Origin of the sequence: Streptomyces sp. NPDC091649, from assembly GCF_044756785.1 — a bacterium.
Taxonomy (GTDB): Bacteria; Actinomycetota; Actinomycetes; order Streptomycetales; family Streptomycetaceae; genus Streptomyces.
The window spans coordinates 272,599-299,242 of the sequence record NZ_JBIVTR010000003.1; the positions used below are offsets into that span (position 1 = coordinate 272,599).

The 26,644-nt window shown below is 70.9% G+C and carries 24 protein-coding genes, 2 tRNA genes and 6 pseudogenes; 18 read left to right on the forward strand and 14 right to left on the reverse strand.

What is annotated here, in order from left to right; genetic code table 11:
• The first annotated feature begins 62 nt into the window (after positions 1–62).
• The 3 genes and pseudogenes from ACIQMU_RS08715 to ACIQMU_RS08725 all read left to right on the forward strand — a co-directional run bounded on the left by ACIQMU_RS08715 (position 63) and on the right by ACIQMU_RS08725 (position 2,011).
• A tRNA-Pro gene (locus ACIQMU_RS08715) sits at positions 63–136 on the forward strand.
• Between the two features lie 574 nt (positions 137–710).
• Positions 711–1,373: pseudogene (locus tag ACIQMU_RS08720) on the forward strand (alpha/beta hydrolase); the annotation flags it as partial.
• A gap of 134 nt (positions 1,374–1,507) precedes the next feature.
• A complete protein-coding gene (locus tag ACIQMU_RS08725; RefSeq protein ID WP_352238768.1) occupies positions 1,508–2,011 on the forward strand; it encodes a GNAT family N-acetyltransferase in 504 nt (167 codons plus the stop codon).
• Positions 2,012–2,221: 210 nt separating this feature from the next.
• Here ACIQMU_RS08725 and ACIQMU_RS08730 read toward each other — a convergent pair whose 3' ends face one another.
• Positions 2,222–2,791: a YciI family protein gene (locus tag ACIQMU_RS08730; protein WP_352238767.1), complete on the reverse strand. Its 570-nt coding sequence runs from the start codon at positions 2,789–2,791 to the stop codon at positions 2,222–2,224.
• 184 nt (positions 2,792–2,975) lie between these two features.
• Here ACIQMU_RS08730 and ACIQMU_RS08735 point away from each other — a divergent pair, with 184 nt between their 5' ends.
• Complete coding sequence (locus tag ACIQMU_RS08735; RefSeq protein ID WP_352238766.1) at positions 2,976–5,042, forward strand: phosphocholine-specific phospholipase C; 2,067 nt, start codon at positions 2,976–2,978, stop codon at positions 5,040–5,042.
• Between the two features lie 204 nt (positions 5,043–5,246).
• Here ACIQMU_RS08735 and ACIQMU_RS08740 read toward each other — a convergent pair whose 3' ends face one another.
• Positions 5,247–6,134, reverse strand: a complete 888-nt coding sequence (locus ACIQMU_RS08740; RefSeq protein ID WP_402688584.1) for a DUF2510 domain-containing protein — start codon at positions 6,132–6,134, stop codon at positions 5,247–5,249.
• A 413-nt stretch (positions 6,135–6,547) separates the two neighbouring features.
• Between ACIQMU_RS08740 and ACIQMU_RS08745 the strand changes: the two genes are divergently transcribed.
• The 5 genes from ACIQMU_RS08745 to ACIQMU_RS08765 all read left to right on the forward strand — a co-directional run bounded on the left by ACIQMU_RS08745 (position 6,548) and on the right by ACIQMU_RS08765 (position 11,595).
• Positions 6,548–7,282 (forward strand): FadR/GntR family transcriptional regulator, encoded by a 735-nt coding sequence (locus tag ACIQMU_RS08745; RefSeq protein WP_402688513.1) that lies wholly within the window; start codon positions 6,548–6,550, stop codon positions 7,280–7,282.
• A 308-nt stretch (positions 7,283–7,590) separates the two neighbouring features.
• The gene (locus tag ACIQMU_RS08750) at positions 7,591–8,358 is read left to right on the forward strand and encodes a (Fe-S)-binding protein (RefSeq protein ID WP_352238764.1); all 768 of its coding nucleotides are present in this window, start codon (positions 7,591–7,593) and stop codon (positions 8,356–8,358) included.
• The gene (locus tag ACIQMU_RS08755; protein ID WP_402688514.1) at positions 8,355–9,992 is read left to right on the forward strand and encodes an LUD domain-containing protein; all 1,638 of its coding nucleotides are present in this window, start codon (positions 8,355–8,357) and stop codon (positions 9,990–9,992) included. The genes ACIQMU_RS08750 and ACIQMU_RS08755 overlap by 4 nt, the downstream gene beginning before the upstream one ends.
• Complete coding sequence (locus ACIQMU_RS08760; protein ID WP_352238762.1) at positions 9,989–10,639, forward strand: LUD domain-containing protein; 651 nt, start codon at positions 9,989–9,991, stop codon at positions 10,637–10,639. The genes ACIQMU_RS08755 and ACIQMU_RS08760 overlap by 4 nt, the downstream gene beginning before the upstream one ends.
• 89 nt (positions 10,640–10,728) lie before the next feature.
• A complete protein-coding gene (locus ACIQMU_RS08765) occupies positions 10,729–11,595 on the forward strand; it encodes a sulfite exporter TauE/SafE family protein (RefSeq protein WP_402688515.1) in 867 nt (288 codons plus the stop codon).
• Positions 11,596–11,622: 27 nt separating this feature from the next.
• Here ACIQMU_RS08765 and ACIQMU_RS08770 read toward each other — a convergent pair whose 3' ends face one another.
• Positions 11,623–12,033 (reverse strand): hypothetical protein, encoded by a 411-nt coding sequence (locus ACIQMU_RS08770; RefSeq protein ID WP_352239004.1) that lies wholly within the window; start codon positions 12,031–12,033, stop codon positions 11,623–11,625.
• Between the two features lie 478 nt (positions 12,034–12,511).
• Here ACIQMU_RS08770 and ACIQMU_RS08775 point away from each other — a divergent pair.
• A pseudogene (locus ACIQMU_RS08775) lies at positions 12,512–12,940 on the forward strand (GNAT family N-acetyltransferase); the annotation flags it as partial.
• Between the two features lie 88 nt (positions 12,941–13,028).
• Here the strand turns inward: ACIQMU_RS08775 and ACIQMU_RS08780 are convergent.
• Complete coding sequence (locus tag ACIQMU_RS08780) at positions 13,029–13,508, reverse strand: DUF309 domain-containing protein (RefSeq protein ID WP_402688585.1); 480 nt, start codon at positions 13,506–13,508, stop codon at positions 13,029–13,031.
• 110 nt (positions 13,509–13,618) lie between these two features.
• Here ACIQMU_RS08780 and ACIQMU_RS08785 point away from each other — a divergent pair, with 110 nt between their 5' ends.
• Together ACIQMU_RS08785 and ACIQMU_RS08790 are read left to right on the forward strand one after the other, a co-directional pair.
• Positions 13,619–16,273, forward strand: a complete 2,655-nt coding sequence (locus ACIQMU_RS08785; protein WP_356733238.1) for an AAA family ATPase — start codon at positions 13,619–13,621, stop codon at positions 16,271–16,273.
• 50 nt (positions 16,274–16,323) lie between these two features.
• Positions 16,324–16,397: transfer RNA gene (locus ACIQMU_RS08790), tRNA-Pro, on the forward strand.
• 110 nt (positions 16,398–16,507) lie between these two features.
• On the opposite strand, the pseudogene ACIQMU_RS08795 reads toward ACIQMU_RS08790, so the two are convergent.
• Positions 16,508–16,639: pseudogene (locus tag ACIQMU_RS08795) on the reverse strand (site-specific integrase); the annotation flags it as partial.
• Between the two features lie 45 nt (positions 16,640–16,684).
• On the reverse strand, positions 16,685–18,088 hold the full coding sequence (locus ACIQMU_RS08800; protein ID WP_402688516.1) for a cytochrome P450: 1,404 nt from the start codon (positions 18,086–18,088) through the stop codon (positions 16,685–16,687).
• A 116-nt stretch (positions 18,089–18,204) separates the two neighbouring features.
• On the opposite strand from ACIQMU_RS08800, the pseudogene ACIQMU_RS08805 reads away from it, so the two are divergent.
• Positions 18,205–18,385 (forward strand): annotated as a pseudogene (locus ACIQMU_RS08805) (hypothetical protein); the annotation flags it as partial.
• A 35-nt stretch (positions 18,386–18,420) separates the two neighbouring features.
• Positions 18,421–18,543 (forward strand): hypothetical protein, encoded by a 123-nt coding sequence (locus ACIQMU_RS08810; protein WP_352239022.1) that lies wholly within the window; start codon positions 18,421–18,423, stop codon positions 18,541–18,543.
• A gap of 177 nt (positions 18,544–18,720) precedes the next feature.
• Here ACIQMU_RS08810 and ACIQMU_RS08815 read toward each other — a convergent pair.
• From ACIQMU_RS08815 to ACIQMU_RS08825, 3 genes and pseudogenes are all read right to left on the reverse strand, one after another.
• A pseudogene (locus tag ACIQMU_RS08815) lies at positions 18,721–18,948 on the reverse strand (hypothetical protein); the annotation flags it as partial.
• Positions 18,921–19,226 (reverse strand): hypothetical protein, encoded by a 306-nt coding sequence (locus ACIQMU_RS08820; RefSeq protein WP_402688517.1) that lies wholly within the window; start codon positions 19,224–19,226, stop codon positions 18,921–18,923. The gene ACIQMU_RS08820 and the pseudogene ACIQMU_RS08815, both read right to left, overlap by 28 nt.
• The gene (locus ACIQMU_RS08825; protein ID WP_352238759.1) at positions 19,118–19,612 is read right to left on the reverse strand and encodes a hypothetical protein; all 495 of its coding nucleotides are present in this window, start codon (positions 19,610–19,612) and stop codon (positions 19,118–19,120) included. Before ACIQMU_RS08825 ends, ACIQMU_RS08820 begins: the two co-directional genes overlap by 109 nt.
• A gap of 384 nt (positions 19,613–19,996) precedes the next feature.
• Between ACIQMU_RS08825 and ACIQMU_RS08830 the strand changes: the two genes are divergently transcribed.
• A complete protein-coding gene (locus tag ACIQMU_RS08830) occupies positions 19,997–20,995 on the forward strand; it encodes a dihydroxyacetone kinase subunit DhaK (protein WP_402688518.1) in 999 nt (332 codons plus the stop codon).
• A 57-nt stretch (positions 20,996–21,052) separates the two neighbouring features.
• Complete coding sequence (dhaL, locus tag ACIQMU_RS08835) at positions 21,053–21,715, forward strand: dihydroxyacetone kinase subunit DhaL (RefSeq protein ID WP_352238757.1); 663 nt, start codon at positions 21,053–21,055, stop codon at positions 21,713–21,715.
• Between the two features lie 12 nt (positions 21,716–21,727).
• On the opposite strand, the gene ACIQMU_RS08840 is transcribed toward dhaL, so the two are convergent.
• From ACIQMU_RS08840 to ACIQMU_RS08860, 5 genes and pseudogenes are all read right to left on the reverse strand, one after another.
• Complete coding sequence (locus ACIQMU_RS08840; RefSeq protein WP_352238756.1) at positions 21,728–22,444, reverse strand: HAD family phosphatase; 717 nt, start codon at positions 22,442–22,444, stop codon at positions 21,728–21,730.
• 947 nt (positions 22,445–23,391) lie between these two features.
• Positions 23,392–23,619 carry a DUF5133 domain-containing protein gene (locus tag ACIQMU_RS08845; RefSeq protein WP_352238755.1) on the reverse strand — a complete coding sequence of 76 codons (228 nt, stop codon included), beginning with the start codon at positions 23,617–23,619 and terminating at the stop codon, positions 23,392–23,394.
• A gap of 137 nt (positions 23,620–23,756) precedes the next feature.
• Positions 23,757–23,918: a hypothetical protein gene (locus ACIQMU_RS08850; RefSeq protein WP_352238754.1), complete on the reverse strand. Its 162-nt coding sequence runs from the start codon at positions 23,916–23,918 to the stop codon at positions 23,757–23,759.
• A 48-nt stretch (positions 23,919–23,966) separates the two neighbouring features.
• A pseudogene (locus ACIQMU_RS08855) lies at positions 23,967–24,413 on the reverse strand (hypothetical protein); the annotation flags it as partial.
• Between the two features lie 370 nt (positions 24,414–24,783).
• Positions 24,784–25,371: a TetR/AcrR family transcriptional regulator gene (locus ACIQMU_RS08860; protein WP_352238752.1), complete on the reverse strand. Its 588-nt coding sequence runs from the start codon at positions 25,369–25,371 to the stop codon at positions 24,784–24,786.
• Positions 25,372–25,420: 49 nt separating this feature from the next.
• Here ACIQMU_RS08860 and ACIQMU_RS08865 point away from each other — a divergent pair, with 49 nt between their 5' ends.
• The gene (locus tag ACIQMU_RS08865; protein ID WP_402688519.1) at positions 25,421–25,789 is read left to right on the forward strand and encodes a hypothetical protein; all 369 of its coding nucleotides are present in this window, start codon (positions 25,421–25,423) and stop codon (positions 25,787–25,789) included.
• Positions 25,723–26,607 carry a YbfB/YjiJ family MFS transporter gene (locus tag ACIQMU_RS08870; RefSeq protein ID WP_402688520.1) on the forward strand — a complete coding sequence of 295 codons (885 nt, stop codon included), beginning with the start codon at positions 25,723–25,725 and terminating at the stop codon, positions 26,605–26,607. Before ACIQMU_RS08865 ends, ACIQMU_RS08870 begins: the two co-directional genes overlap by 67 nt.
• Positions 26,608–26,644: the final 37 nt, after the last annotated feature.

Sequence of the window (26,644 nt, forward strand, 5' to 3'; positions counted from 1 at the left end):
GGAGTGCGGTATTGTTCTCATGCGCGTTCAACCCCGGGGGAAACCCCAGGTCAGACGGGCAGCGGGACGTGGCGCAGCTTGGTAGCGCACTTGACTGGGGGTCAAGGGGTCGCAGGTTCAAATCCTGTCGTCCCGACTGGAGACAGTCGCAGATCAGGGCCGGTATCGGAGCAATCCGAAACCGGCCCTTGATCGTTCCGTGGCCCGATGGGGACCACGGAGCCGATGGCCGCCGACGTCCCGGGCCTGTCGCGGAGCATCCCTCGAAGCCGTACGGCCCCGGTCTCGAACTGGACTCTCCGGCTACCCCGACGGGAAGCAAGAAGTGCGACACCCGCCGCGCTCGGTTGCGCAAGGGCGCCGAGCAGTCGGAGGTCAGCGATCGGGACGCCGACCGGGCCGCGCACGAGACGCTCCAGAGCGACCCCGACTGGCAGAGCCGGGGCCCGCCTACGGAACGCGGCCGGCGCCCAGGGGCGAACGCACCGAGGGCACCGACTGATCGGGGCGGGCCGTTCAGGGTGGGGCGAGGTCTTCCCGAAGGCATCGTACGAAGGGCGTCCCGATGACGGGGTGCCGCACGGCGATGGCTGCATTCGAGGTGGGGCGCCGGTCGTCGGCGCCGGATCGCAGACCATCGCCCCCGGTCGGTCCTGTGTGATGTGATCGGTCGTGACCCGTCAGCTGCAACCCCTGAGGAGGCGGACGAACTGTCGACCGTGGTGCTCGTTCACGGCCTGTACCACCGTCCCGAGCACTTCGGCGGAGTAGCTGAACGCCTGCGGGACGCGGGAATCGAGGTTGTCGCCCCGGAGCTCCACCGAGGCTCGCTGCCCGCTGACACGGCGGCGGTCCAGGCTGCCGTCGACTCGCTAGCCGAGCCTCCGCTCGTACTCGGCCACTCCTACGGCGGTTCGGTGATCACCGGAGTGCGCGGGGCGGCGCGGCTGGTCTATCTGGCGGCCTTCGTGCCCGACACGGGCGAAAGCGCGGTCACCCTGGGCGGAGCGTCTTCGCGGCTCCGGGGTGCGATCGACTCCGTGCCCGACGGGTCGACGCGTATGCGGCCCGACCGGGCTGCCGACCTCCTCTACCACGACTGTGCCGCGCCTCTCGCCGCCTGGGCGGTCGGCCTGCTCCGCCCGCAGGCTCCCGGGTGCGGGCGAGGCGTTCCGCGGCACCACAGCTGGAAGGACACGCCCTCCACCTATGTCGTCTGTGGCCGGGACCGGGTCATCGCCCCGGCTCTCCAGCGGAGGATGGCCTCGCGCTGCACCGAGATGCGTGAGTGGCGGACAGGCCACTCCCCGTTCGTGGGGCGCCCCGACCTCCTGGTGGAACTCCTGCGTGGGCTGCTCGCCGCCGACTCCCCTCAGGGGCGGGGCGAAGCGGCTACGCCTCCGGTCGTCGGCGCGGTCGATGCCGTACTCGATGCCGTACTCGATCGCGTGGAGTGCCCGGGCCCCAGCCGTAGTTCACGATGACCCCATGGTGCACAGTGGAGGGCATGCCCACATACGAGCCGATGGCGTGCCAGCTGGAGACCGAGCGCCTGATACTCCGCCCGTGGGCCGAGTCGGACGCCGCTGACTTCTGCGCTCTCCTCGCCGAACGCGGCAAGGGAACGCCCCCGGTCGAGCGCATCCGTACGTCCATCACGGAGCTGCTCGCCGCGACGGAGACCACGGGGATCGCGCTGTTGCCCGTTCAGCGCCGCGCCGAAGGCGACTTCATCGGCTACTGCGGCTTGATCATCGGCCGCGCCACCGTGGAGGAGCCCGAGATCGCGTACGAGCTGTTCCAGCGAGCGCACGGGCACGGTTACGCCACCGAGGCGGCGGGTGCGGTGCTGAAAGCCGCTGTGGCTACCGGGCGGAAGCGGCTCTGGTCGACCGTCGGGGTGTGGAACACACCGTCGTTCCGTGTTCTGGAGAAGCTCGGATTCGAGCGGGACCACGTTTCCACGGAGGAGAACGGTGAAGTGGTGTGGCTCACCCGCTCGTTGCGGTGAGGCCGGGGCCGGGGCCGGGCTGCCCCGAAACACTGGCCCGCAGAGCCGCAGAGCCGCAGAGCCGCAGAGCCGCAGAGCCGCAGAGCCGCAGAGCCGCAGAGCCGCACAGCCCGCACCGGCCCACCAGGTCGCACGCCACGCCGGCCCGCGCAGCCGCACCGGCCCACTGGTCCGTCGCGGTCGCGGACCGCAGCGGCGTCCACGGAGGCGTCAGTGCCGACCGCCACGCTGCCAGCGCTGGGATGTGAGCGGCACCGGCCCGTCGGCGAGTCGGTCCGCCAGCGGCCGGACCAGGCTCTGCGCCTCGTCCGGCCGTGCTCGCACCACCGCGACCAACCCCGTCATGCGGACGCGATCCCGGTCGTCGACCAGGGCCGCCGCGAAGGCCAGCCGGCCGTCCGGTTCCACGGCCGACAACCACTGCTCGGCATCGCCCGGCGGGCGGGTGTGCGGCGACCACTGGGCGGTAACAAGCGTGTACAAGACGTCCGCCGCCGGCTCGCGGTGCAGCAGTACGACGATCGGGGCGGCCATGAACTCCCGGTAGAGACCGGCGCTCCAGAAGGGCTCCTCGGTCGCGAAACGCTCTGCGGCCACGCGGTCGTCGAGGTCGACGACATGGACGCTTCCCGTGTGTTCTTCCCCGTCGTCGGACAGGGTGGGGCCACGGAGGATCAGCCCGTCGGCGAACCCGTCCATGTAGGACCAGTGTTCCTCGCAGAGCTCCGCCAACTGGTCCGCGACATCCGGCTTGTCCTGTGCGTGAACGTAGAACGGCATGCCGAAACGGTACGCCCCGAAGATCGCGGGCGGGAGCGGCGGGCCGGCCAGGTCCGGCCGACGCCCGAGCCTACGGCGGACGTTAACCGGTCCGCCATGGCCCCTTCCGTTCCCTTCCGTTCCCGTCGGTTCTCCTGGAACATCCTGTTCGCTTCCGTCCCCCACACCAAGAGGCCCCTCACCCATGGCTGATATGAATCGGCGCCGCTTCTTCCTGGCAGCCGGCGCGACGGCGGGTTTCGCCGCTCTGTCGGGCAGCATCGACCGTGCCGCCGCCATCCCCGCCCACCGTGCCTCCGGGACGATCCGAGATGTCGAGCACATCGTCGTTCTCATGCAGGAGAATCGTTCCTTCGACCACTATTTCGGCGCCTTGAAGGGGGTGCGCGGGTTCGGGGACCCGCGGCCCGTGACGCTGCCGAGCGGGAAATCCGTCTGGCACCAGGCCGATGCGTCGGGCAAGGAGACGCTGCCTTTCCACCCGGTCGCGGACGACTTGGGGATGCAATTCCTCCAGGGCCTGAACCACGACTGGGCGGGAGGCCACCAGGCGTACAACGACGGGCGATACGACCGTTGGATCCCGGCCAAGACGCCGACCACGATGGCCCATCTGACCCGGGACGACATCCCCTTCCACTACGCGCTCGCCGACCGGTTCACCGTGTGCGACGCCTACCACTGCTCGTTCATCGGGGCCACCGACCCCAACCGCTACTACCTCTGGTCGGGGCACACCGGCAACGACGGCCTGGGCGGCGGTCCCGTCCTCGGGAACGAGGAGCGGGGCTACGGCTGGACGACGTACCCCGAGCGGCTGGAAGAGGCCGGGGTCTCCTGGAAGATCTACCAGGACATCGGGGACGGCCTGGACGCCGCCGGCGGCTGGGGCTGGATCGACGACGCCTACCGGGGCAACTACGGGGACAACTCGCTGCTCTACTTCGACAGGTACCGCGACGCGGAGCCCGGGAGCCCGTTGTACGACAAGGCGCGCACCGGCACGAACGTGGCCGGCGGCGACGGCTACTTCGACGGCATCGCCGCCGACGTCCGGGCCGGAACGCTGCCGCGGATCTCCTGGGTCGCCGCGCCGGAGGCGTTCACCGAGCACTCCAACTTCCCTTCGAACTACGGTGCCTGGTACATCGCGCGGCTGCTGGACGCGTTGACGGCCGACCCCGGGGTGTGGAGCCGGACCGCCCTGTTCATCACCTATGACGAGAACGACGGCTTCTTCGACCACGTCGTACCGCCCTACCCGCCGACCTCCGCCGATCGGGGCCTGTCCACGGCCGACACCTCGACCGAGGTGTACGCGGGCGGCACCTCGTACGGCCCCGGCGTCTACGGGCTCGGGCCGCGCGTTCCCATGCTCGTCGTCTCGCCCTGGAGCACCGGCGGCTACGTCTGCTCCGAGGTCTTCGACCACACCTCGGTGCTCCGCTTCATGGAACAGCGCTTCGGTGTGCGCGAGCCGAACATCTCCCCGTGGAGGCGTGCGGTCTGCGGCGATCTGACCTCCGCCTTCGACTTCGCCCGCACCGAGCCCGCCCCCGGCGACCTGCCGGACACCTCGGCCTACGAGCCCCCGGACCGCGAGCGGCACCCCGACTACCGGCCCACCCCGCCCGCCGTCGGATCCCTGCCGAAGCAGGAGCCGGGCAGCCGCCCCGCCCGGCCGCTCCCGTACGCCCCGTACGTCGACGCCGCCGTCGACCCCGGCACCGGGAAGATCGCGCTCACCTTCAGTCCGGGTACGGAGGCCGGCGCGCAGTTCTACGTCACCTCCGCGAACCGGACCGACGCCCCGTGGACGTACACCGCCGGGGCGGGCAGGACGGTGTCGGACGCGTGGAACTCCGCCTACTCCGGGGGCGCCCACGACCTCACGGTCCACGGACCCAACGGTTTCCTGCGTACGTTCAGGAGCGCGGGGTCCACCGCGGGTCCCGAGGCGACCGCCCGCCACAACGACGGAAGCGGCCATCTCGACCTGACGCTCACCAACCCCGGTGCCGCCGAGGTGCGTCTCAGCCTGGCCAACGCCGAAGCCTACGGGGGAGCGGAGCAGACGGTCACCGTCCGCGCCGGTGCCACGGTGTCGCGCACCGTGGACCTGAGGGCGGGCAGGCGCTGGTACGACGTGTCCGTCACGGCCGAGGGGCACCCGGAGTTCCTGCGCCGCTTCGCCGGCCATGTCGAGACGGGAGCCTCCGGTGTCAGCGACCCGGCCACGGCCACCGGCTGATCACGGAGACCGACCGGCCACGTCACTGGCTGATCGTGGGCATCCGGTCGAGGCGGGGTCCGGGTCGAGTCCGAGGAGCCGGGCGGCGGGGCGGGCCGAGGAAGGCGCGGGCGGGCACGCCAGCCCGGCCGTCCGGCGAACCGGCGGGGGCCGAACCCTCTCCGGGCCTGCCCGCGCCGGTCACGAGGTGCCGGTCGGTGCGGTTCAGACAGCTCCGCCGGTGCCTCCTCCGGCACCGGACGCTGCCTTGATGCCGCGGGTGATCTCGTCCAGGACGGACAGCTTCGGCGCGTCGTCGTTGATGTCGAACCCGGACCGGACCACGACGAGCATGCCCTTGGAGGCGGGAGAAGGGAACACCAGCGATTCCACGTAGCCGTCGTCGCCCTTCTCCGTCACCACCTTCCAGCGCACGACATAGCCCTTGCCGCCCGCCACCGTGACAGCCTCGGACTTCAGTTCCTCGTGCGAGGTGATCTTCCCGTAGCTCTTTCCGCCGTAGGACTCCTTGGCGTTGAGGGCGATGTCCTTCTTGGCCGCCGCCTCCGGTGTCGCGGCGGTGAGCTTCATGGCGGCCGCCGGCGCCGAGAACACCCCGCCGCGCACGCACGTCTCTTCGGTGTCGCCCGGGCACGGGTGCTGCCCCGTCGTCAGCCCGGCGCCGACCGCCCCGGAGGTTCCCTTCCACCCCTCGGGCACCGGAAGGCTGATCCCGGCGGCCAGGTCCGTGGCGTAGCCGGGCTCGGTCGGGGGAAGCGGCCCACCGGGGCCGTCGCCGTTCCCGCCGTCCCCCTCGCCGTCCTTCTCGTCGCCGTCCGGAGAGCCGGGCCGATCAGCGGGCGCGGACGGCGAGGAGGCCGCGGTGTCCGGCCGCCCGCGGTCGTCCTCGCCCAACAGGTACACGCCGCCCCCGACGGCGGCGAGCACCACCGCGCCGACCGTCACGCCGACGCCGACGCGGATCCAGCGCCGACGCGCCGCGCCGGGCGACGCGCGTACATGGCCGGTCCACTGCGCTCCGTCCCACCAGCGTTCCTGAGCGGGGCCTTTGCCTGAGTGCCCGGGGTCTGGGTGCCAGCCGGGCGGGGTCATCTGGGTCACGGGGGAACCCTATGCGGGCCGGGTGAGAATCACATGAACTGCCCGCACGAGCCGAGCCCGCCCCCGGAAGGGTGCTGTCCCCGATAGCGCGCCGAGACCCTTCTCGATGACCCTGAGGTCCGGGGCGGCGCGGCCCTTCGACCCGCAGCTGGAGGCGCGCACGGACGGGACTTCCCCAGGGCCCGCTGATCCCGCCCCCTTCCGCCGGTGCGCGGGCCCCGCTCGCCCACTGCCTTCCGCCGCGCAAGCACCCGTCCGGATCTCCGGCCCGCGCTTGCGCGCGCCGGACCTCCGGCCGAGAACTTCGCACCCCGGGAAGGAAAGCCGACCGCTGTGTGGTCCGACCACATGCCCGGTGTGACATAGGCTGCGTCTCCCGATCCGACCGACGCAGGGAGTGACGGATGCCCGTCGAATGGCAGCCCGTGCGGCAGTCCCGTACTCATGAGCTCGTGCTTCGCAGCATCGAGGAACGGGTCGTCGCCGGAGAGCTCCGGGCCGGCGACCGGCTGCCGCCCGAACGGGAACTGGCTCCGGTGCTCGGCGTCAGCCGCTCCGCCCTGCGCGAGGCGCTGCGGGTGCTGGAGACCATCGGTGTCCTGGTGGCCCAGCCCGGCCGGGGACCCGATGCCGGAGCCCGGATCGTGCGCAACCCGGACGATGCCCTGGGCAGGCTGCTCCGGCTGCACTTCGCCCTCGGCAGCTACAGCCTCCAGGACGTGCTGGAGGCCCGGGTGGTTCTGGAGCGGTCGAGCTTCGAGGCCGCCGCCTGCCACGCCTCGCCCGAAGTGCTGGACGAGGCAGAGGCGTTGGTGGTGGGCATGGCGGAACCGGGTATCGAGGTGAGCGCCTTCAACGATCTGGACACCCGCTTCCACGTCCTCATCGCCCACAGCTCCGGCAACGCCCTGACGTCCACGCTCACCTCCGCCGTGCGTGAGTCCGTGCGGCCGCTGATCCTGCGCGCCCTGGAAGCCGCCGAGGACTGGCCGGCCACCGCCCGAGCCCTCGACACCGAGCACGGAATTCTCCTCACGCTGGTACGGGAGGGGCGAGGCGGGGAGGCCGCGGACCTCGTCGAGCGGCATATCCGTGCGCTGCACGGAACGCTGGTGGAGGGTCCCGTCGAGCAGTCGTAGGGTGCAGACCGGCATCCCGTCAGGCACACCGCCGGGCGCGTCCGCGCGCCCGCCGGTGCGTACCCGTACATGTTCCTTGCGCGTCCGCGCGCCACCGATGCGTGGACGTTCCTTTTGCGTGAAAGCCCCCTTGCGCGGTCGTGCGCGAGTAGGGCGTGGACGTCCCCTCGCAACCGCCCCTCTCCACACGCCACCCGTGCACGGACGTTCCCCGTAAAGGCCCGCGCCTAGTATGGTCCGACCATAAAGACCTCGTAGTGAAACGCGGCGGGCCCGACCCCCACGGAGAACCCGACCGGGGAGGCCCCATGCGCATCGGACTCTTCGCCACCTGTCTGGGAGACACGCTCTTCCCCGACGCGGTGAAGGCCACCGCGATCCTGCTCACGCGACTGGGTCACGAAGTGGTGTTCCCGCCGGGCCAGACCTGCTGCGGGCAGATGCACATCAACACCGGGTACCAGCGCGAACCCGTGCCTCTGGTACGCGACTTCGCGGACGGCTTCGGCGACGCCTCGATCGAAGCGGTCGTGATGCCGTCGGGCTCGTGCGCCGGTTCCGTCCGGCACCAGCACCGGATCGTCGCCGACCGCTACGGGGACGCCGCACTCCGCGCCGGAGTGGACGCCGTCGCCGCGAAGACGTACGAACTCTCCGAGCTCCTCGTGGACGTCCTCGGCGTCACCAGGACCGGCGCGTACTTCCCGCACCGGGTGACGTACCACCCCACCTGTCACTCGCTGCGGATGCTCCGTGTGGGGGACAAGCCACTCCGGCTCCTGCGCGAAGTCGAGGGAATCGACCTCGTCGAGCTGCCCGATGCCGAGTCCTGCTGCGGATTCGGCGGCACCTTCGCGCTCAAGAACGCCGAGACGTCCGCCGCGATGCTCCACGACAAGACGGACAGCATCACGGCCACCGGGGCCGAGGTGTGCACCGCCGGAGACTCCTCCTGCCTGATGCACATCGGCGGCGGGCTCTCCCGGATCAGGTCCGGGACCCGCACCGTGCACCTCGCCCGCATCCTCGCCGCGACCCGCACCACGCCCGACGTCCTGACGGAGACCTCCGCATGAGCACGTTCCTCGGCATGCCCGACCCGCCGCCCCGCTCCCCGTACGGCACCGGCAACCTCCGCGGCGACCGCACGTTTCCCCGCGCCGCCCACGGTGAACTGCGCAATGACCAGCTCCGGCGCAACCTCGGCCGCGCCACCGGCACCATCCGCGCCAAACGCCTCGACACCACCGGCGAACTGCCCGACTGGGAAGCCCTGCGGGACGCGGGCTCCGCCATCAAGACCGACGCCATGAACCGGCTGCCCGAACTGCTCGAACAGCTGGAACGCCGGGTCACCGAGCGCGGCGGCACCGTCCACTGGGCCCGCGACGCCGCGGAGGCCAACGAGACCGTCGCCCGGCTCGTGAAGGCCACCGGCAGCGACGAGGTCATCAAGGTCAAGTCGATGGCCACCCAGGAGACGGGTCTCAACGAGCACCTGGAGTCGGTCGGGATCACCCCGTACGAGACCGACCTCGCCGAACTCATCGTGCAGCTCGCCCACGACAAGCCCTCGCACATCCTGGTGCCCGCGATCCACCGGAACCGGGACGAGATCCGGCATATCTTCCTCGACCGGCTCCCCGGCGTCGACCCGGATCTGGACAACGTCCCCGCCCACCTCGCCGCCGCCGCGCGCGGCTACCTCCGCGAGAAGTTCCTCTCGGCGAAGGTCGCCGTCTCCGGTGCCAACTTCGGTGTCGCCGAGACCGGCACGCTGGCCGTCGTCGAGTCCGAGGGCAACGGACGCATGTGCCTGACCCTGCCGGAGACGCTCATCACCGTGATGGGCATCGAGAAGGTGATCCCGCGGTTCCAGGACCTGGAGGTCTTCCTCCAGCTCCTGCCGCGCTCCTCGACGGGGGAACGGATGAACCCCTACACCTCACTGTGGTCCGGTGTGACGCCCGGGGACGGTCCGCGGAACTTCCACCTCATCCTCCTCGACAACGGACGCACCGCCGCCCTCGCCGACGCGATCGGACGCGCGGCCCTCAACTGCATCCGCTGTTCCGCCTGCCTCAATGTCTGCCCGGTGTACGAGCGGACCGGCGGCCACGCCTACGGATCGACCTACCCCGGCCCCATCGGCGCCGTCCTCACTCCGCAACTCGCCGGGATGCACGCGGCGAAGGACGACCCGAACAGTTCCCTGCCGTACGCTTCCAGCCTCTGCGGGGCCTGCTTCGACGCCTGCCCCGTGAAGATCGACATTCCGTCGCTGCTGGTGGAGCTGCGCCACCAGCACACCGAACAGACCGGCGGAACACCGGAGAAGCTGGCCATGAAGGCGGCTGCCGCGGTGATGGGCCGCCCCGCCCTGTACGCCGCCGCGCAGAAGGCGTCGTCCGTCCTCGGCAGGGGGCTCGCGGGGCGCGACGGGACGATCTCGCGGCTGCCGCCACCGCTCAGCGGCTGGAGCGGCAGCCGTGACACCGCGGCCCCGCCCCGCGAGACCTTCCGCTCCTGGTTCGCTTCCGACGAGGGGGCGGCCGCCCTGCGTGCCGCGGCCACCGAACGCGGCACCGAACACGGAACCGCCCACAGCACCGAACACGGAACCGCCCACAGCACCGAACACGGCACCGCCCACAGCACCGAACACGGCACCGCCCACAGCACCGCCGACGGCGACGAGGATGCGACATGAACGGCATGAGCGAGAAGAACAGCGCCCGTGACATCGTGCTGAGCCGGATCCGGGACGCCCTCACGCAGGCCCCGACACCGACCGTCGTCGTCCCGCGCGACTACCGCACCGGCCGGGTTCTGCCGGACGACGAACGCCTCGCCCTGTTCACCGGCCGGCTCCTCGACTACAGGGCCCGGGTGGTCCCCTGCACGGCCGACCGCACCGCCGAAACCATCGCCCAGGCTCTGCGGGACCACGGCGCCCACCGCGTCGGCGTGCCGGCCGGGCTGGACGCGCGCTGGCTGGCCGGATACGTCGGCGAGGTGCGGCAGGACGGCCCGGACGTCCCGCCCGCACAACTCGACACCCTGGACGCGGTGGTGACGGCGTCCGCGGCCGGCTGCGCCGAGACCGGCACGATCTTCCTGGACGGCTCGCCCGGCCAGGGCCGCCGGGCACTGTCCCTCGTCCCCGATCTGCACCTCTGCGTGGTGGACCTCTCCACCGTCGGGGCGGGCGTGCCCGAGGCGATGGCGCGGCTGGTCCCCGAACGGCCGACGACGCTGATCAGCGGACCGTCCGCCACCTCCGACATCGAGTTGGAGCGGGTGGAGGGCGTGCACGGTCCGCGGACGCTGGTCGTGGTGATCCGTACGGACGTATAGGTCAGCCTTACGGATGCGCAGGCGATCCGTAAGGCTGTAGGGATGTCCGGAATGCTCCAGCCGTCCATGCACTTACCATCTTTTCCGACATGGACACCATCACCCTCTGGCAACTGGCCGCGCTCGCGGCGGCATCCACTCTGGTCGGCTTCTCCAAGACGGCCGTCAGCGGTGCCAATACGATCAGCCTCGCGGTGTTCGCGGCCGTTCTTCCGGCCCGTGAATCGACCGGGGTACTGCTCCCGATCCTGATCGCCGGCGACCTCCTCGCCGTACATGTCTACCGCCGTCACGCCCACTGGCCGACACTGCTCCGGTTGTTCCCCGCGGTGGCGGTGGGCGTTGTGGCCGGCACCCTGTTCATGGTGTGGGCCGACGACGCGGCGGTCCGCATCTCCATCGGCGCGATTCTGCTGTTCATGACGGGCGTCACCCTGTGGCGTCGCCGGATCGCGGAGAACGGAATCGGAACCGAGAACGGAATCGGAACCGAGAGCGGGAGCGGAACCGAGAGCAGGAGCGGAACCGAGAACGGGAGCGAGACCGGGAGCGGAGCCGAGACCGGGACGGGGAGCGGTGGCGAGGCCGCCTCGGCCGCCTCCGGACGGACCGCCGCTCGCGGTTACGGCGTTCTCGGCGGGTTCACCACGATGGTCGCCAACGCCGGCGGGCCGGTGATGTCGCTCTACCTGCTCTCCGCCGGCTTCCGCAAGCTCGGCTTCCTCGGCACCTCGGCCTGGTTCTTCCTGATCGTGAACGTGTCCAAGGTGCCCTTCAGCGTGAGCCTCGGCCTGATCGACGCCCGTTCCCTGCTGCTCGACGCCTGTCTGCTGCTGTTCGTCCTGCCCGGCGCCTACCTGGGACGCGCATGCGTCGACCGCATCAATCAGAAGGTCTTCGACCGGATCGTCATCGGAGCGACGGTGGTCGGCGGACTCCAACTGCTGTTGTTCTGAATAGCGCCCGGCCGACGGCCCGCCGCTTCACGGAAGCAGCAGCCAGTCCGCTCCCACGGCTGCCAGCAGCCCCGCGCCCAGCAGCCAGCTGGCCAGCCGGGTGCGGCCGTTCCTGCTGAGCTCGATCACCACGCCGCACAGGATGAGCGCGAGCCCGTAGACGCCGACGACGAGCACCGACGAGCGGCTCGCGATACGCAGCGCCAGCACGACGGCCATCCCCGCCATGCCCACCGAGGAGAGCACGATGCGCAGGCGCCGAGCCTGGCGCGGGGTCAGCCTCTTCCCGTCCCGGCCATCAGGCGAATCCTGATCGTCCTGAGAATCCTGATGGCCCCGGCCGTCCTGATCGCCCCGATCGCCCCGGACGCCCTGGCCGGTCTTCGCGTTCCGGCCGTCCTCTTCGGCCTCGTCGTCCGGGGCCTCCGGTCTGCCCAAAGCTTCGTGCCTGCTCGGGGTTTCCCGCCCGTCCCGCCCGTCCCGCCCGTCCCGCCCGTCCCGCCCGTCCTGCGCTTCCGGTTCCTTCCGGCCGCCCGGGACGCTCTGCGCGCTCGGCGTACCAAGAGCCCCCGCTTCCGCCCGGCCCGCCGTTGTCGTGCTCTCCGTCGTGTCGTTAGCCTTGCTCTCCGCCTCCGCGGCGCCGGCTATCGGAGTGCCGGCGCCCCGGCCCCGGCCGGACGGCTCGCCCTGCTCTTCGTTCAACCCGCCCTCGCGCTGGTCCCGGTGCTGGTCCTGGTCAGAAGTGGTCATGGAGCCGGATCGTAGTAGCTGTGCGCAGCCTCGGTCCGCACAGCCCGGCCTTCGGGCCCGTGACCGGCTGGGAGGGCGCCTACGATCGCCGGCCGGATGCGGGGGTGCTGCCCGGTCGGACAATGCGAGTGCGGTCTTGTCGCCCCGGGTGCTACTCCTACCGACTATGGGCGATCTTGTGACAGCGCGGCTTGTGCTCCATCCGATGACCGTCAGCGAGGCTGAGCGAGTGGTGACGGGAGAATCGGACAGCGGTGCCCGCTGGGGCCCCGGATACCCCACCGATGGGGACGTGTCCGCCGCCAGGCGCTTCCTGGCCACCTGCGCGAACACCGGTGACCCCCAGCCGTTCGGTGACTATGAGATCCGTCGCCGCGAGGACGGTCAGGCGATCGGCGGCGTGGGTTTCCACGGACCTGCCGACGAGAACGGGAGCGTCACGATCGGCTACGGCATCGTCCCGTCGGCGCGAGGCAGGGGATACGCCTCCGAAGCCCTTCGCGGACTGCTCCTGTTCGCGCGGGCACACGGCGTCACCCGCGTGAAAGGCGACGCCGACCACGACAACATCGCGTCCCAGCACGTCATGACGGCAGCCGGCATGCGACCGACCGGAGAAGACGAACGCGTCAGGTACTTCGAGACCGCCTGGACCGACACCGCGGCGGATACCGACCACGCTCCTAGCCCAGCAGACGTGGTGCTTCGGCCGCCGCGTCCACCGTCGGGCCCGACTCGACCCGATCCGCCAACGCCCTTGCCCAGTCGGACAGTCCGTGGACCGAGATCCCGTGAGGCCCCGACCTCGAGAAGGGGGCGAGCGCCCCCGCCCCCCGGCGCAGCAGCCGCGCCCCGCCGGCGGTGTTGCCCCGGGCGGAGTGGGTCAGTCCCACCGCGAGCTGGGCCAGCCCCCGCCAGAGCTCGCGTTCCTCCTCCGGCCCCGACTTCCAGGCGTCCTCGAACACCTCGTGCGCGTGGAACGGCATTCCCGCATCCAGCAGCCGCTGCGCCTCCCGGAGCGTCTCCGCAGGGGTGCGGACGACTCCCTCCGGCTGTCGTTCGACACCGGGTGTCCCGTACGGCAGGGGGCGTCCCAGCCCGTCACGGGGGCGCGCGTTGCGCGCCCGGCCCTCGGCATCACGGTCTCTGCGCGTCTCGTTCACTCCTCGATTGTGCCCCGCACCTGCGGCGAATCACGCGAATCCTCTCGATGAGCACCCGCGCACGACTAGGCTCGACCGTCGAGAAGACTGCCTCTGTGGGAAGGGTGGGCATGAAGCCGTCCCGGCCGTTGTACGAGCGTGAACCGGAACTCGCCGCCGCTGCCGAGGCGGTGGACGCCCTGTGCGGTGCGCAAGCCGTGGGAGGGCTCCTGGTGTTCAGCGGAGAAGCGGGGATCGGCAAGACCGCGCTGCTCGCGGAGATCCGGGCGATGGCAGCCGACCGCTGCACCGTGTGGTCCGCCCGGGGAGGCGAGACCGTGACCTCCGTACCGTTCCATGTCGTACGGCAGTTGCTCCAGCCCGCCCTCGACCAGTTCCCGCCCGACGAGACCCGGGCCCTGTTCGGCGACTGGTACGAGACCACCGCCCCCGCTCTGGGGCTGGCCGAGCCGAGCGGCCCGCAGCCCGACCCGCAGGGTGTGCGCGACGGGCTGGACTTCGTCGTCGGCCGGCTCTCGTCCCGGCTCAGCCACCGGCCGTTGCTGCTCATCGTGGACGACGCCCACTGGGCGGACGGCGAATCCCTCGCCTGGCTGGCTTCGTTCACCGCCCGCCTCGGCGAGCTGCCGGTCCTGGTGGTGCAGGCGCACCGCCCGCAGGAATTGGCCGAACGCGACGCCAACTACGCGGCCGACCGCGAGGCCGAGCGCGGCCCCAACAACCAGGGCACGGTGAACCGCGTCGCCCTGCGGGCCCTGACCCCGGACGCCACCGCCGTACTGGTCCGCGCGGGCCTCGGCGATCACGCCGACGACCCGTTCTGCCGCGAGGTCTGGGCCGTCACCGGAGGCAACCCGTACGAGGCGGTCGAACTGGTCGCCAAGGTCCAGGACCGCGAACTGCCGCCGGTGGAGGAATCGGCGGGCGAACTGCGTGAGCTGGGCGCCTCCGCCCGGGGCAGCGGGCTCGTCGCCCGGCTGGAGCGGCTCGGCACGAACGCCAACCGGTTCGCCTGGGCCGCCGCGGTCCTCGGCACCGACATCTCCCAGGAACTGGCCGCCACCCTCGCCGGAATGAGCTCGGCTGAGGCCGCCGACTGCACGGCCCGGCTGCGCGACGCCCGTATCGTCAGCGGCTTCGATCCGCTGGAGTTCGTCCACCCGCTGATCGCGACCGCCGTCTACCGCTCGATCCCGCCGGCCACCCGCACCGCCATGCACGGGCGCGCCGCCTGGGCGATCACCCGGGCCGGCCTCGGTGCCGCGGCGGCCTCCCGCCACCTGCTGGAGGTCCACCCGGACGACGACCAGGAACTGGTCGCCCAGCTGAGGGAAGCCGCCGGCCAGCACCTCGCCGTCGGTGCGCCCGAAGCGGCCCGGCGCTGCCTGGAGCGGGCACTGGAGGAGCCGCCACGCCCCAAGGACCGGGCGGTCCTGCTGTACGAACTGGGCTGCGCGACCCTTCTGAGCTCCCCGCCCACCACGGTCCAGCACCTGCGTGCCGCCCTCGACATGCCGGGACTCGACGACGGGCTGCGGGTCGACGCGACCTTCCGGCTCGCCGCCGCGCTGGCCCACAACAACCAACTCAAGGACGCGGCTCTGGCGCTGGCCGCCGAGGCCGCGCGGACCGCGCCCGGCCCCGGGTTGATGCGCCTGCAGGCCGCGCACTTCATGTGGGAGGGCATGCAGGCCGTCGAGGACGACGGACCGACCCGCTCCCGGCGGCTCACCCGCAACGCCGATCACCTCAAGGGCCGCGACAACGCGGAGCGGGCGCTGCTCACGCTGCGCGCCTTCGACGCCATGCTGCGCGGTGAGAACGCCCAGCTCATCGTCGACCTCTGCGAACGTGCCCTGATCGACGGCAGCCCCGCCAGGGGCCTCGGCTGGACCGACGCCGAGTGGGGCTTCGAACTCCCCACCATGGTCGGCATCACCTACACCTTCGTCGACCAGCTGGACCGTGCCGAGAGTCTCTTCGGCGAAGCGGTCAGGGCCTTCGAGATCTCCGGCTGGAGCGGGGCCCACCTGGCGTTCGCCCACACCCTGCTCGGCATGGTCCACCGCCGTCGCGGCCGACTCGCCGAGGCGGAGGGCTTCCTGCGCGAAGGACTCCGCCTCGCCGACCGCGTCGGCTCCGGACTGCCCGTGCACTGGGACGCGGCCTGCCTGCTCATCGACACCCTGCTGGCCCGGGGACGTATCGACGAGGCCCGCCGCATCGCCGACCGCTACGACTTCGGCGCGCCCTACCCCAGCGCCATGGTGCTGCCCGACGCTCCGTGCGTGCGGGGCCGCCTGCTGCTGGCGGAGGGCCGCAAGGAGGAAGGGATCGCCGAGCTCGAAGCGGCGGGCGCCGCTCTGGAGCCGCGCGAGCGGTTCAACGGCATCTGGGCTCCGTGGGCCGGCGACCTGGCGCGGGCCCTGGCCGAGACCGACCCGGCCCGCGCGGCCCATCTCGCCGCCCGGAACCGGGTGCACGCCGAACGGTTCGGCACGCCCACCGCCATGGGCGAGGCCCTGCGCTGCGTAGCCCTCTTCGCACCCCCGGAACGGGCCACGCACCTGCTCGCCGAGGCGGTGGGGCACCTGGAGAAGTCCTCGTCCGCCTACGAGCACGCTCTCGCCCGGGTCGACTACGGCGTCGCGATCGGTTCGCACCGGGAGCTGGCCCGTGCCCAGAAGCAGGCCATGGCCTGCGGAGCCGAGGGGCTGGCCGCTCGCGCCCAACAGGCACGGGCGTCGATCCGGTCCGCCGAGTGAGGTAATGTTTGTCCTGCGCGGCCACCCGGGACAACCGGGAGGAAACGCGACGGGACGTGGCGCAGCTTGGTAGCGCACTTGACTGGGGGTCAAGGGGTCGCAGGTTCAAATCCTGTCGTCCCGACTGGAGGCAGTCGCAGATCAGGGTCGGTATCGGAGCAATCCGAAACCGGCCCTTGATCATTTTTGGGGACCGGTTGGGGACCAGCCGGAGGTCCGGCGTCCCTGACAGGGTCAGCGGGCCATGACGGCTGGGCCCGGCACTGAGCGTGGTGCGCGCAGCGCGCTGAAGTGGGCCGAGAGCGCCGCCCCGGCGGCCGTGATCTTGCGGACGTCCGGGTGCAGGTAGCGCTGGGTGGTGGTCAGTTCACACCGAACAGGTGCAAGCGGCGGGGTGCAGGAGGGCGCGGGTTACCCGTGTCCACTTTCGTGGGAAGTTGCCCCGGAACGGGAAATGATGTTTGTGCCGGGCGCTGGCCTGGTGTCGGTGAGCCGAGGTTCGCATGGTGTGGCGTACATGATCAGGCCCTTGGGCGTCGGTGTGAGTTCCAGGTTCACGCCGATCTTGCGGCCCGGCCGCGCCGGGCGCAGGGTGCGCGTGCTGGCCAGGGTCGCCAGGGCGACGGGCAGCATGGCATCGGCCGCGGCCGCGCCGGGGCAGTACCGGGGGCCGAGGCCGTAGGCGAGCAGCGCGGTGGGGGCCGCTGGCGGCTCGGCGTGGGGGAGCCAGCGCTGCGGGTCGAACACGTCCGGGTCGGGGTAGCGGTTCTTGTCGCGGCGCAGGGCCCCGAGGGGCAGGGTGACCACGGCTCCGGCCGGGATGTGTACACCGCCCTGGCAGGTCTGGTGGCGGGTGCGGCGGACCAGGAACGGGATGCCGTGGAGGCGGGTGACCTCGTGAACGAAGGCGGTCGCGAGCGGGAGCTGGTGTGCTTGGAGGCGGCTCGAATCGGGTGCGGCGTCGGCTTCGTTCTGGAGAGCCTGCTGGTAGTGGGGGTTGCGGCCGAGTTCGTAGCAGGCCCAGGCAAGGGTGGAGGCGCTGGTCTCCATGCCGGCGATCAGCAGAGCGCGAACGTCGCGCTGCACCACGTGGGGGTCCCCGGGAGCGGCAGCTTCGAGCAAGGACACCAGATCCTGGCCGTCGGGGTCCGGCCGGTGGCCGGCTCGCACCTGGCGGACGGCCTCGTCGAGTTCGGCGAGCGCACGGCGGCTGGCGCGGCGCCGGGGTACGGGCACCCAGGGCCAGGGTGCGAGGGCGTAGCTCCAGAAGAAGCCGCTGGACAGGGTGGAGCGGGCGGCTGCGATCTTGGACAGGGTGTCGGCAGTGAGCTCGCTGTTGAAGACACAGCTGACGAGGAGGCCGCAGGCGAGGCGGCTCATCTCCTCCCGCATGTCGAGCGGTCGGTCCGCGGGCAGGTCGGCGAGAAGCTCCCGGGTACGGGCCTGGGCACTGGGCCCGAGAGCGGTGAGCCGGGACGCGGTGAATGCGGGCCTCATCACGGCGCGTCGCTCCCGGTGGGCGGCGCCTTCGAGGCCGACCACCCCGTCCTCGGCGAAGTCGCGCAGGCTCGGGTCCGGGCCCCAGAACCGGAAGGTGTCCTCATCACTGCCGACCTTGCGCAGCAGTGCCGGGTCGTTGACCTGGAAGGCGGTCGCCGGGCCAGTCCTGGTGGGGACGACCGGGCCCGCCTGCTCGGGACGGGCCGCGAGGTTGGCCGGATCCAGCCAGAAACGCAGGGCGCGGGAGTGGGCGAGCACTCCCGCGCCGGGCGGCACGAACGGTTGTCCGGGGCAGGCTGTCCTGTCCACACTCATCAGCTCCGCTGTCCTGTCCACGTTGGTCGGCCTCCGCGGCTCCGGCCGCCAGTACCGGATGGGCAACGAGCGACAGCGGGTGCGGTCACGGGTAGGCCGGTCCTGTGGGAACCCTCGAGCGTCCGACTGGACCTGCCTGGTACCAGACACACGCCGTCGCCTACGCCCAGGAGGTAGGCCGCAACGGAGAGATCCTGGGCGTACCTGTGCCGCGAGACCGGGGCGTACCTGACCCCGTGGCACGGCCCGCTCAAGGCCGCCTACGTCGACACCCTCGCCGACATGGGTGCCACCAAGGGTTGCCGGCCTGCTGGCTGTTGAGGCGTACGTGTGTGACCCTTCAGGAGAGTGTGCTGCGCCGGGTGACGGGCGAGGGCCTGGACGCCGCCCGGATCACCTCGTTCTTCGTCAGCTGCTCGGGGGAGAGGAACAGGAACTCGGCGGCACCGTGCTGAACCTCCGACCAAGCGGCCTCCCTCTCCCTGGTCGACTGGGCGGAGTTGACGGCGACGGCGTCCGGAGCGTCGTGGCTCAGCAGTCCGGCGATCTGATCCCGTTGCAGGGCGATGAGCGGGGGACACCACGACGGCGGGTCCGGGCAGCGACAGCCCCGTCACCTGGTACGCCGCCGACTTGCCCGCACCCGTCGGCATGACCACCAGGGTGTCCCGGCCCGCCATGACCGCTTCCATCGCGGCCGACTGTCCCGGCCACAGCTCTCGCCGGCCGAACACGTCGGCGGCCGTCCGCTCCAGGCGGTCACGGACGCCGGGCTCCCGTTCCTTCGGCATGTTCGGCCTCACTCCTCGGCGTCGGTTCGCCCCGTCGACGTTCACGGCCGGGGGTTGGTGCGGTGCCATTGCGGGCGCGCGTCGCCGCCACGGCGTCCGGCGACCGAGGCGCAGCGCGGGCACACCCGCTGTACCCGGTCGGACGCGCCCCCGGACTCCGGGAAGGTGGCGGGCCAGGTGACGTGCGCGAAGCGGATCAGCTGAGAGCGGCTGAGGGACAGCCCGCAGACGGTCTGGTTCAGGCCCGGCTCCCAGGCGTGTACCTCACCGGCCGGCAGGCGGCGGCCCTCCTCCTCGTCCGTCCACGGCCCCGAGGCGGCCACGGCGTACTGCTTGGCGCGTGCCATGACGGGCTCAGACGGCGGATCAGCCGGTTGTGCTGGCGACGCACCGGATACGGGGGCGTGGGGGTGTTCTTGCGCACCGCCTCCCAGCCCGTGTGCGGGCGCCGCAGCTGAGCGGTGTCCACGGAGTCCTGCAACCGGGGCAGCGGCAGGTCCTCCTCGTCCCGGATGCCCTCCCGTATCAGGGCGAAGGCACGGCGCACCGCCAGTACGGTCGCAAGGTTCGGGCGATCGACGCAGGTGCGCGGCCGTGACCGGCAGGATGTTGTGTCCCGTGGGCCTGACGGCTGTGCGGCGAGTGGACTCAGCCCGGTGTTGCAACGCACGAAGTCCGCAGCTACCTCCGCCTCGGCGGACGCGCCGACAAGCGTCTGCACGAGGGTAGCCATTACACCGGCCCGGTCCCTTCCGATGCGCGGTGGACGCGCACTGACCCGCTACCTCGGCCCCCTCGGCGCGCAGGCGTCGTACCACCGCCGGCACAGCTCGCACGGATTGCTCGACCATCGACGGGTAGAGCTCCATCTACTCCTGCGGCCATCGCTGCTCGCTTGAACACCGGAACATGCGGGCATAACCGCCCGGCCGGAAGCCGTGCAGGGGGCGGCTGGTGTGAACGAATCGCTCGCCGAGCGAACATGCGAGGCGCATACGAATGAATGCCCGATTGTCCTACGAATTGCCCTGTGGTGGTCGGGGGCGCAGCATGTAAATCACCTCGGCGGGAGGGGGCCGGCCCAGCCGCTCGTGGGCCTCGACGACGGAGGACCTGGATGGCATCGTATTTCGAGAACGGTGAGGACACTCTGGTGCCGGGCGCCCTGCGGGGTTTCGCCCGCGCCCACGCGGATCTGCTCACGCTCGACGTCGGCCACGGGTTCCTCCGTGCCCGCGATTCGGCACCCACACGGAGGGTCGGTCTCCTCTCGGGTGGAGGATCGGGGCACGAACCCCTGCACGCCGGATACGTCGGGCGGGGCATGCTGGACGTTGCCTGCCCGGGGCTTGTCTTCGCCTCACCTCACAACCGGCAGGTGTACGAGGGATCCCTTGCCGCCGCCCGATCCCAGGGCGTGCTCCACATAGTGAAGAACTACACCGGCGACCGGATCAACTTCGGCATCGCCGCCGAACGGCTCGCCCACCGCGATGTCCCCTGTGCCCGGGTGCTGGTCGACGACGACCTCGCCACCGACTCCGAGGACATCGCTGCGGGCCGCCGGGGTACGGGAGGCACGGTCCTGATCGAGAAGATACTCGGGGCGGCGGCCGACACCGGCCTCGGCCTCCAGGAACTCCAGGAATTCGGCACCCGCCTGGCAGGGGGCTGTCGCACCCTGGCCGTCGCCTCGGCGGCCCACACCGCGCCCACGACCGGCAGGCCCGCCTTCCTCCTCGATCCGGACGAACTGGAGTACGGCATCGGTATCCACGGCGAGCGCGCCCCGAAGACCATCCCCCGGGGGCCCCTCGGCCCTCTCGTCGAGCGCATGGCCCTGGCGATCCTGGAAGCACTCTCCCCGGCCCGGGATTCCTCCGTTATCGCCCTGGTCAACGGTCTCGGGGCCGTCACCCCGCTGGAGCTGTACGCAGTCCACGCCGAGCTCGGCGACCTGCTCGACGACCAAGGCATCGAACTTGCCCGTTCCCTCGTCGGCGAGTACATCACTTCTCTGGACATGCGCGGTTTCTCCATCACGCTGCTCGTCGCCGACCCCCAGGTCCTGCGCCTGTACGACGCGCCCGTGCGGACCGCCGCCCTGCACTGGTGAGGCGGCGGCGGGCATGCGGCCGTACCCAAAGAGTTCCCCCGAGCACGGGAGGCCCACATGACGACCAGCACCTCCCCCGATGCGTTCTCCACCGACGCCTGGATGCGCAGGTTCGTGCAGTCCGCCCAAGCCGCGAAAGACCGCCTCACCGCATTGGACCAGGAGGTGGGAGACGGTGACTTCGGCATAAACCTCAGCACCGGAGCCCACTCCACCCTTCGACGTCTCGACGCGAACCCCACCTCCCGCAGCGAACCCGCCGCCCCCTTCCACGCCGCGGCCACCGCCTTCCTGGACGAGGTCGGTGGCACCAGCGGGCCGCTGTTCGGCCTGTTGTTCCAGTCACTCGCCGTCGCCGTGGCCGGTGCCGAGGCCGCCAGCACGCCGGCTCTCGCAGCCGGAGCGACCGAGGGGCTTGAGGCCATCCGCCGGGTGGGTGGCGCGGCGCCCGGCGACAAGACCCTCGTCGACGCACTGGGCCCGGCGGCCGAGGCCCTCCGGGCCGCCCCGACGGACACCTCGCAGGCAGAAGCCCTGGCCCGGGCCGCCGACGCCGCCTGGGCCGGCGTGAACGAGACAGCGCGCCTGCGCGCCCGGATGGGACGCTCCAGCTACCTCGGGGGACGCGCCGAAGGCGTTCCCGATCCGGGCGCGGTGGGCATCGGGCTGTTCTTCGCCTCCGCCCGAGCAGTGGACGATCTCAGCACGCGGCTGGACTGAAGGGCTGCCTGCCTACTCCCGGGTCCCGCAGGTCGGCCAGGACTCCACCCAGGCCGACAGAACGGAAGCGTTCAGGGCCGGCACCCACAGGTCGGCCCGGGCCGCGTCCTCGGGCCGCGGGCGGGGGCCCACCCCGAGCACGCGCAGCCCGGCCCGCAGGGCCGACTCGATTCCCGTCATCGAGTCCTCGACCGCGAGGGCCCGCTCAGGTGCCGCACCGCAGAGGCGGGCGGCTGTCGCATAGACGTCCGGCCAGGGCTTCGGGCGTACGCTTCCGGCTCCGGGGCCCTCGTCGCTCGGGACCACAACGTGCTCGAAGTGGCCGAGCAGACCGGCTCGGTCGAGGCTCGACTGAACGACCGCCAGAGGGCAGTTGCTCGCCACGGCGAGTGGCAGGTGGCCGCAGAGCCGGCGTACGAAGTCGGCGGATCCGGGCATCGTGACCGGATCCTTGGCGACCTGCTCCATGAAGTGGCGCAGCAGCGAGTCGGTCATTTCCGCTGCCAGCTTGGGCTTGTCCGCCTCCTGGGCCATCAGCCGGCCGCAGTCGATGTAGTGGACGCCCTTGGCCCGCTCGGCGAAACCCGGAGCGGGGTGGATACCGAAGTCCCGGAAGACCCGGTTGCGTGCGTCCTGCCAGTGGCGTTCGGTGTCCATCAAGGTGCCGTCGCAGTCGAAGACGACAGCCTCGGGAGACCAGTCGGTCAGGGCGTTGATTGTTTCGGTCATGGTGTGCCGCTCCTGAAGGAGGGAGGCGGTCAGGCTCGTGGCGGGACCGCGGATTGGTGGTTGTGCGTTTCCCCGAGGCGGCTCGGACGGCTTGTTGCGTCCGCCGGCCCAATCGACGTCCGGGGGCGCGTAGGCGTCTTCCCGTCCGCATCGTGAAACGTCACCCCGGCCACGCTAGGGAGGTGTTGTTGCGTAATGCAATCACTGCTTTGCGTGCTCGACCGCACCGGATTCGAGGTGTAAGGACCCTTTCGAATACTTTTCGCTAAAGGCTCTGATATTTGTGCCAACGCCGCCCCGTAGAAGGTAAGTTGCTGAGTGAGCGCGCGGGAAACATCGCTCAGGGTGTGGGGGAAATCGGTTCACCCATATGGCAAGCCGATCGCCAAAGATTCGTCGAATTCACTCTTGGGTGTACACGCTCGAAAGTAGATAACAATAAAGTGAGGGAACCGGCTATTTGCCACCGGCGTACGCGGGCGCACGAAATTCTCGCGTCAAACACGGAAATGCGCGGGCGCAGTGATCCGGTGTGCCGGGTCTGGTGCGCGTCCGGGAGTTGACCGTCGCGCCTTTCGAAGAGCAATAAACGGAGCGCGCTTACGCCGCCTCACTGCGGCCGCGCCAGCCGCTCGCGGACCGCGAGTCGAGCGTCGCCGGCACAGCTGTTCCCGCCCCTCGCCCACGCCCACGCCCCGCGATCATGGCGGGTCGCTGCTGCACTCGGCAGGATGGACCGGTGCCGAAGAATCCCCGGAATCGATGCAGCACCACCTGCGCCAGCGTCTGAACCGCCACGCCCGCGCACGCCTGCCCCACGCGGGTACCATCGCGGTCCGCTTCCGCGCAGGATTCGCCCACGTGGCCGCCGAGTTGTCCGGCGGGGGAGCCTGCCTCTGTGCCGCCTGTGCTTCCCCGGCGTGTGCCGGGTCCGGCTGCCTGGTTCTTCAGGCCGATGCGCTGCTCGGGGGCGGGGCGGATGCCACGGACAAGCCACGAGCGGCAGCCAGGGCTCTTGACTCGTCGCGAATGCCGGTGAGCACGCAGAGCGTGTAGAGCGTGCCCTCGATCCCGGGCTTGGCCGTGCTGTCCCAGTAGGACTCGTCGAGACTCTGCAGTTCGTCATAACGGTTGACCAGCTCGCGCAGGATTTCGGGATCGGCCTGCAGCACCATAGGTCCTCCTCTGTCCGGATCTTCTCTGGCTTCTCCCCTCTACGATGGTGCAGTGCACTACGCTGCGCCGCCACTGTGGGCGGTCGGCCGAGACCGACCGTCACGATCAGTTCGTTTGCTATGAGCCTGTAACACGATCATGTGCGGGTCTTCTTGAGGCGTCGCCAGCAGATCAGGCTGCGGCCCAGGGAGACGAAGGCGTCGTGGAGTTCGGTGCGGCGCTCCCAGCGGACGGCGAGACGCTTGAAGTGGTGGAGGAGCGCGAAGGTCTGCTCGACGACGTAGCGGAGCTTGCCCATCCCTTTGATGTTCGGCCAGCCCCGCACGACCAGGCGTTCCGCCTTTCACCGCAACGCCTCCACCTTCGCCGGCACCACGTCATGCCGAAGGCGGCGGTCATCTTCTGGCAGGTCAACGGGCCCTGGCCGAGACGGACCCGGTCCGCGAGCGCGGCCAGGACGCGCTGCTAGTCCGCCGACAGTGCCGTCCGGGGCAGCCCCTCGTGCCACACCGGGACCTGCGACTTCACCCTCGCCGCCGCGGGCGGTGGCGCCCGCACTCCGGCTTTCGTCTCGGCACCGCCCGGTCGTTCGGCGGCCACCGCGCGGGCTGAATCGCCGCCCGGCGCGGACAGCACCGCACCCACACGCTCGCGGGCAATCGTCCACTCCAGCGACTCCTGCTCGGCCGCCGCGAGCTCGGCCTGGAAGCGGTCGGCTTCCTCGTGCAGCCCATCCACTCGATTGACGGGCGGCAAGCTCGTGCTGTTCCAGCAGTCCGACAACCGACGGCATCCGCGACCTCGACGGTAGCGACGATCCATCACTCCCGAGCGACACCCGCCCTATCCCTGACCAGGGGAAACGCAGTATCAGACTCAGAAAGACCACAGGCTCCGAGCTTGGCCAGAGGGTGATCATTCCCGTCCGGCACCGCCCGGGCCGGGGCAAGAACGGTTTCCGTCGCCGCCCCATGCGGCACGGCACCAACGCTAATCGCTTCTGGACACCGCAACACCCTCGGTGTCATCTTCCACAACGCCCGCCGAGTCGGCGTCCGGCCGTATGACAGCATCCGAGGGCTGAAGACCTCGAACGCACCCAACTCCGTCTCCTTACAGGGAGCGGAGCGGCTCCTTCGCTCGGTCTCGACCCGTGGGACTGGTCAGGATCGCTCCGCAGCGGCGAGGAGAGCCAGGGCGGCCTGGCAAGCCAGCTCACCCACCCGCGCAGAGCTGTGATGATCGGCCACGACGGTGGCACCCTCCGCGAGAATGAGCAGTTGCAGCGCGAGGCGGTGCGGATCGTCGGCGCCGGCCCTCTCGGCGATGCCGATGAGCAGTTCGAGGTAACGCTCGACATGGCGCGCGGCGATGGCGCGGACGGCGTCAGTGTGGTGTTGCGTGGCGGCGTTGATCAACGCACAGCCGCGGAACTCAGGACCGTCGTACCAGCCCTGGAGAGCCCGGAAAAGAGCCGTGAGCTGGTCGGCAGGACGGTCTCCGCTCGATGAGACCGTATCCGTCAGCCAGTGGATGACCCGGTCGCTTCGCGTGTCGAGCACGGCGTGCACCAGCCCGCCCTTGGTGCCGAAGTGCCGGTAGAGCGTCTCCTTGGACACGCCAAGACGTGCGCAGAGTTCCGCCACCCCGATGCCGTCCAGCCCCCGCTCGTACAGCACCTGGGCAGCCGCGTGCACGATCGTGGCGCGGGTTCGCTCGGGGTCGATGGTCGAACCTTTGGCAACGGGCATGAGGTGATGGTACCAACCGGTTCGATCAAGGTGCTAGCCTCAGATGGTAATGGTCGGTTCGATCCTGGGAGTGGGTATGGCCACCGCCGTGCGGCTGGCGCTGGGGGCCGCGTCAGTGCTGGTTCTCGCCCGCTTCGCCTACGGACTGCTCGTGCCGGCGATGCAGGGTGATCTGGGGCGGACCCTGGTCGACGCGGGCGCATTGAGCACCGCGAAGGGAGTCGGTTACGTGGTGGGTGTGGTGCTGACTGCTGCCTTGGTGCGCCGGTGGGGCGCCGCCTCGGTCTTCCGTTGGGGAATGGCCACCACCGCGGTGACGATGGCGGGCACGGCGGCGAGTACGAGTTCGTGGTGCTGGTGGCGACGCGCGCCCTGGCCGGAGCGGCGGGGGCTGCGGTGTTCATCGCGGGTGGCGTGATTGCGGCCCGGCTGGCCGCTCGTGCCGGCTCCAGCGCCCCCGCCTACTTCGCTGGCACGGGCGCAGGAATCGTCCTGAGCGGTGCGGCGATCCCGGCCCTGGGTGATCACTGGCGGGCTGCATGGATTGGCTTGGTCATCGCGGCGGGGGTTGCAACGCTGATCAGCCGGTCGGCGACGGGCTCGGATGGGGAGAAAGCCACCGATGGAGCGGGGCGGACGCTACGCCCACTGCGGCGCGTGGCGCTGGCCTACCTCCATTTCGCGGTCGGCTGCATCACCTACATCACCTTCCTGTCCGTCTACCTCGCTGATCGACACGCCTCGGTCCTTCAGGAGATCCTGACCTGGACGGTGCGGGGAGCCGGACTCATGGCAACCCCGTGCCTGTGGCGCCGCGCGATGACCCGCTGGCCCGGCACACGTGTCCCGGCTGCCGTACTGGGCGGGCTCGCCGGTGGCGCGGCCCTGCCTCTGCCGTCACCTTCGGTCATTGCGGTGGTCGCCTGGGCGGCGGCTTACGGCGTGACGTTCATGGCAGTTCCGGCGGCTGTCACCGCCTGCATCCGTACCGTGCTCCAGCCTGTCGACTGGACCGCGACATCGGCAGCGTTCACGACCTTGTTCGCCGCGGGACAGACCGGGGGGCCGTGGCTGGCAGGCGTTCTCGCCGAACACACCACCACGCCGCGCCACTGGCGTGGACCGCCCTCCTGGGTGCCGGCGCGGCTGTGCTTTCGGCAATCCCGAGCAGGCCGGAACCCCGCACCGAGGGCGCCTTTTGGGACCAACGTCCAGAACATGGGTTCTCGACGATGAACAGCTCAGCGGTTCTCGCAGAACCACCGTAGGAGGA

Coding starts and splice junctions, on each gene's coding strand:
- ACIQMU_RS08730 (WP_352238767.1), bottom strand. CDS start 2,791: ATGCCGTTCTACGTTCACGCACAGGACAAGCCGGATGTCGCGGACCAG.
- ACIQMU_RS08765 (WP_402688515.1), top strand. CDS start 10,729: ATGGACACCATCACCCTCTGGCAACTGGCCGCGCTCGCGGCGGCATCC.
- ACIQMU_RS08865 (WP_402688519.1), top strand. CDS start 25,421: ATGGTCGGTTCGATCCTGGGAGTGGGTATGGCCACCGCCGTGCGGCTG.
- ACIQMU_RS08825 (WP_352238759.1), bottom strand. CDS start 19,612: ATGGCTACCCTCGTGCAGACGCTTGTCGGCGCGTCCGCCGAGGCGGAG.
- ACIQMU_RS08845 (WP_352238755.1), bottom strand. CDS start 23,619: ATGGTGCTGCAGGCCGATCCCGAAATCCTGCGCGAGCTGGTCAACCGT.
- ACIQMU_RS08740 (WP_402688584.1), bottom strand. CDS start 6,134: ATGACCCCGCCCGGCTGGCACCCAGACCCCGGGCACTCAGGCAAAGGC.
- ACIQMU_RS08725 (WP_352238768.1), top strand. CDS start 1,508: ATGCCCACATACGAGCCGATGGCGTGCCAGCTGGAGACCGAGCGCCTG.
- ACIQMU_RS08755 (WP_402688514.1), top strand. CDS start 8,355: ATGAGCACGTTCCTCGGCATGCCCGACCCGCCGCCCCGCTCCCCGTAC.
- ACIQMU_RS08800 (WP_402688516.1), bottom strand. CDS start 18,088: ATGAGTGTGGACAGGACAGCCTGCCCCGGACAACCGTTCGTGCCGCCC.
- ACIQMU_RS08735 (WP_352238766.1), top strand. CDS start 2,976: ATGGCTGATATGAATCGGCGCCGCTTCTTCCTGGCAGCCGGCGCGACG.
- ACIQMU_RS08850 (WP_352238754.1), bottom strand. CDS start 23,918: ATGGGCAAGCTCCGCTACGTCGTCGAGCAGACCTTCGCGCTCCTCCAC.
- ACIQMU_RS08820 (WP_402688517.1), bottom strand. CDS start 19,226: ATGGCACGCGCCAAGCAGTACGCCGTGGCCGCCTCGGGGCCGTGGACG.
- ACIQMU_RS08860 (WP_352238752.1), bottom strand. CDS start 25,371: ATGCCCGTTGCCAAAGGTTCGACCATCGACCCCGAGCGAACCCGCGCC.
- ACIQMU_RS08745 (WP_402688513.1), top strand. CDS start 6,548: ATGCCCGTCGAATGGCAGCCCGTGCGGCAGTCCCGTACTCATGAGCTC.
- ACIQMU_RS08785 (WP_356733238.1), top strand. CDS start 13,619: ATGAAGCCGTCCCGGCCGTTGTACGAGCGTGAACCGGAACTCGCCGCC.
- ACIQMU_RS08750 (WP_352238764.1), top strand. CDS start 7,591: ATGCGCATCGGACTCTTCGCCACCTGTCTGGGAGACACGCTCTTCCCC.
- ACIQMU_RS08840 (WP_352238756.1), bottom strand. CDS start 22,444: ATGACCGAAACAATCAACGCCCTGACCGACTGGTCTCCCGAGGCTGTC.
- ACIQMU_RS08830 (WP_402688518.1), top strand. CDS start 19,997: ATGGCATCGTATTTCGAGAACGGTGAGGACACTCTGGTGCCGGGCGCC.
- ACIQMU_RS08760 (WP_352238762.1), top strand. CDS start 9,989: ATGAACGGCATGAGCGAGAAGAACAGCGCCCGTGACATCGTGCTGAGC.
- dhaL (WP_352238757.1), top strand. CDS start 21,053: ATGACGACCAGCACCTCCCCCGATGCGTTCTCCACCGACGCCTGGATG.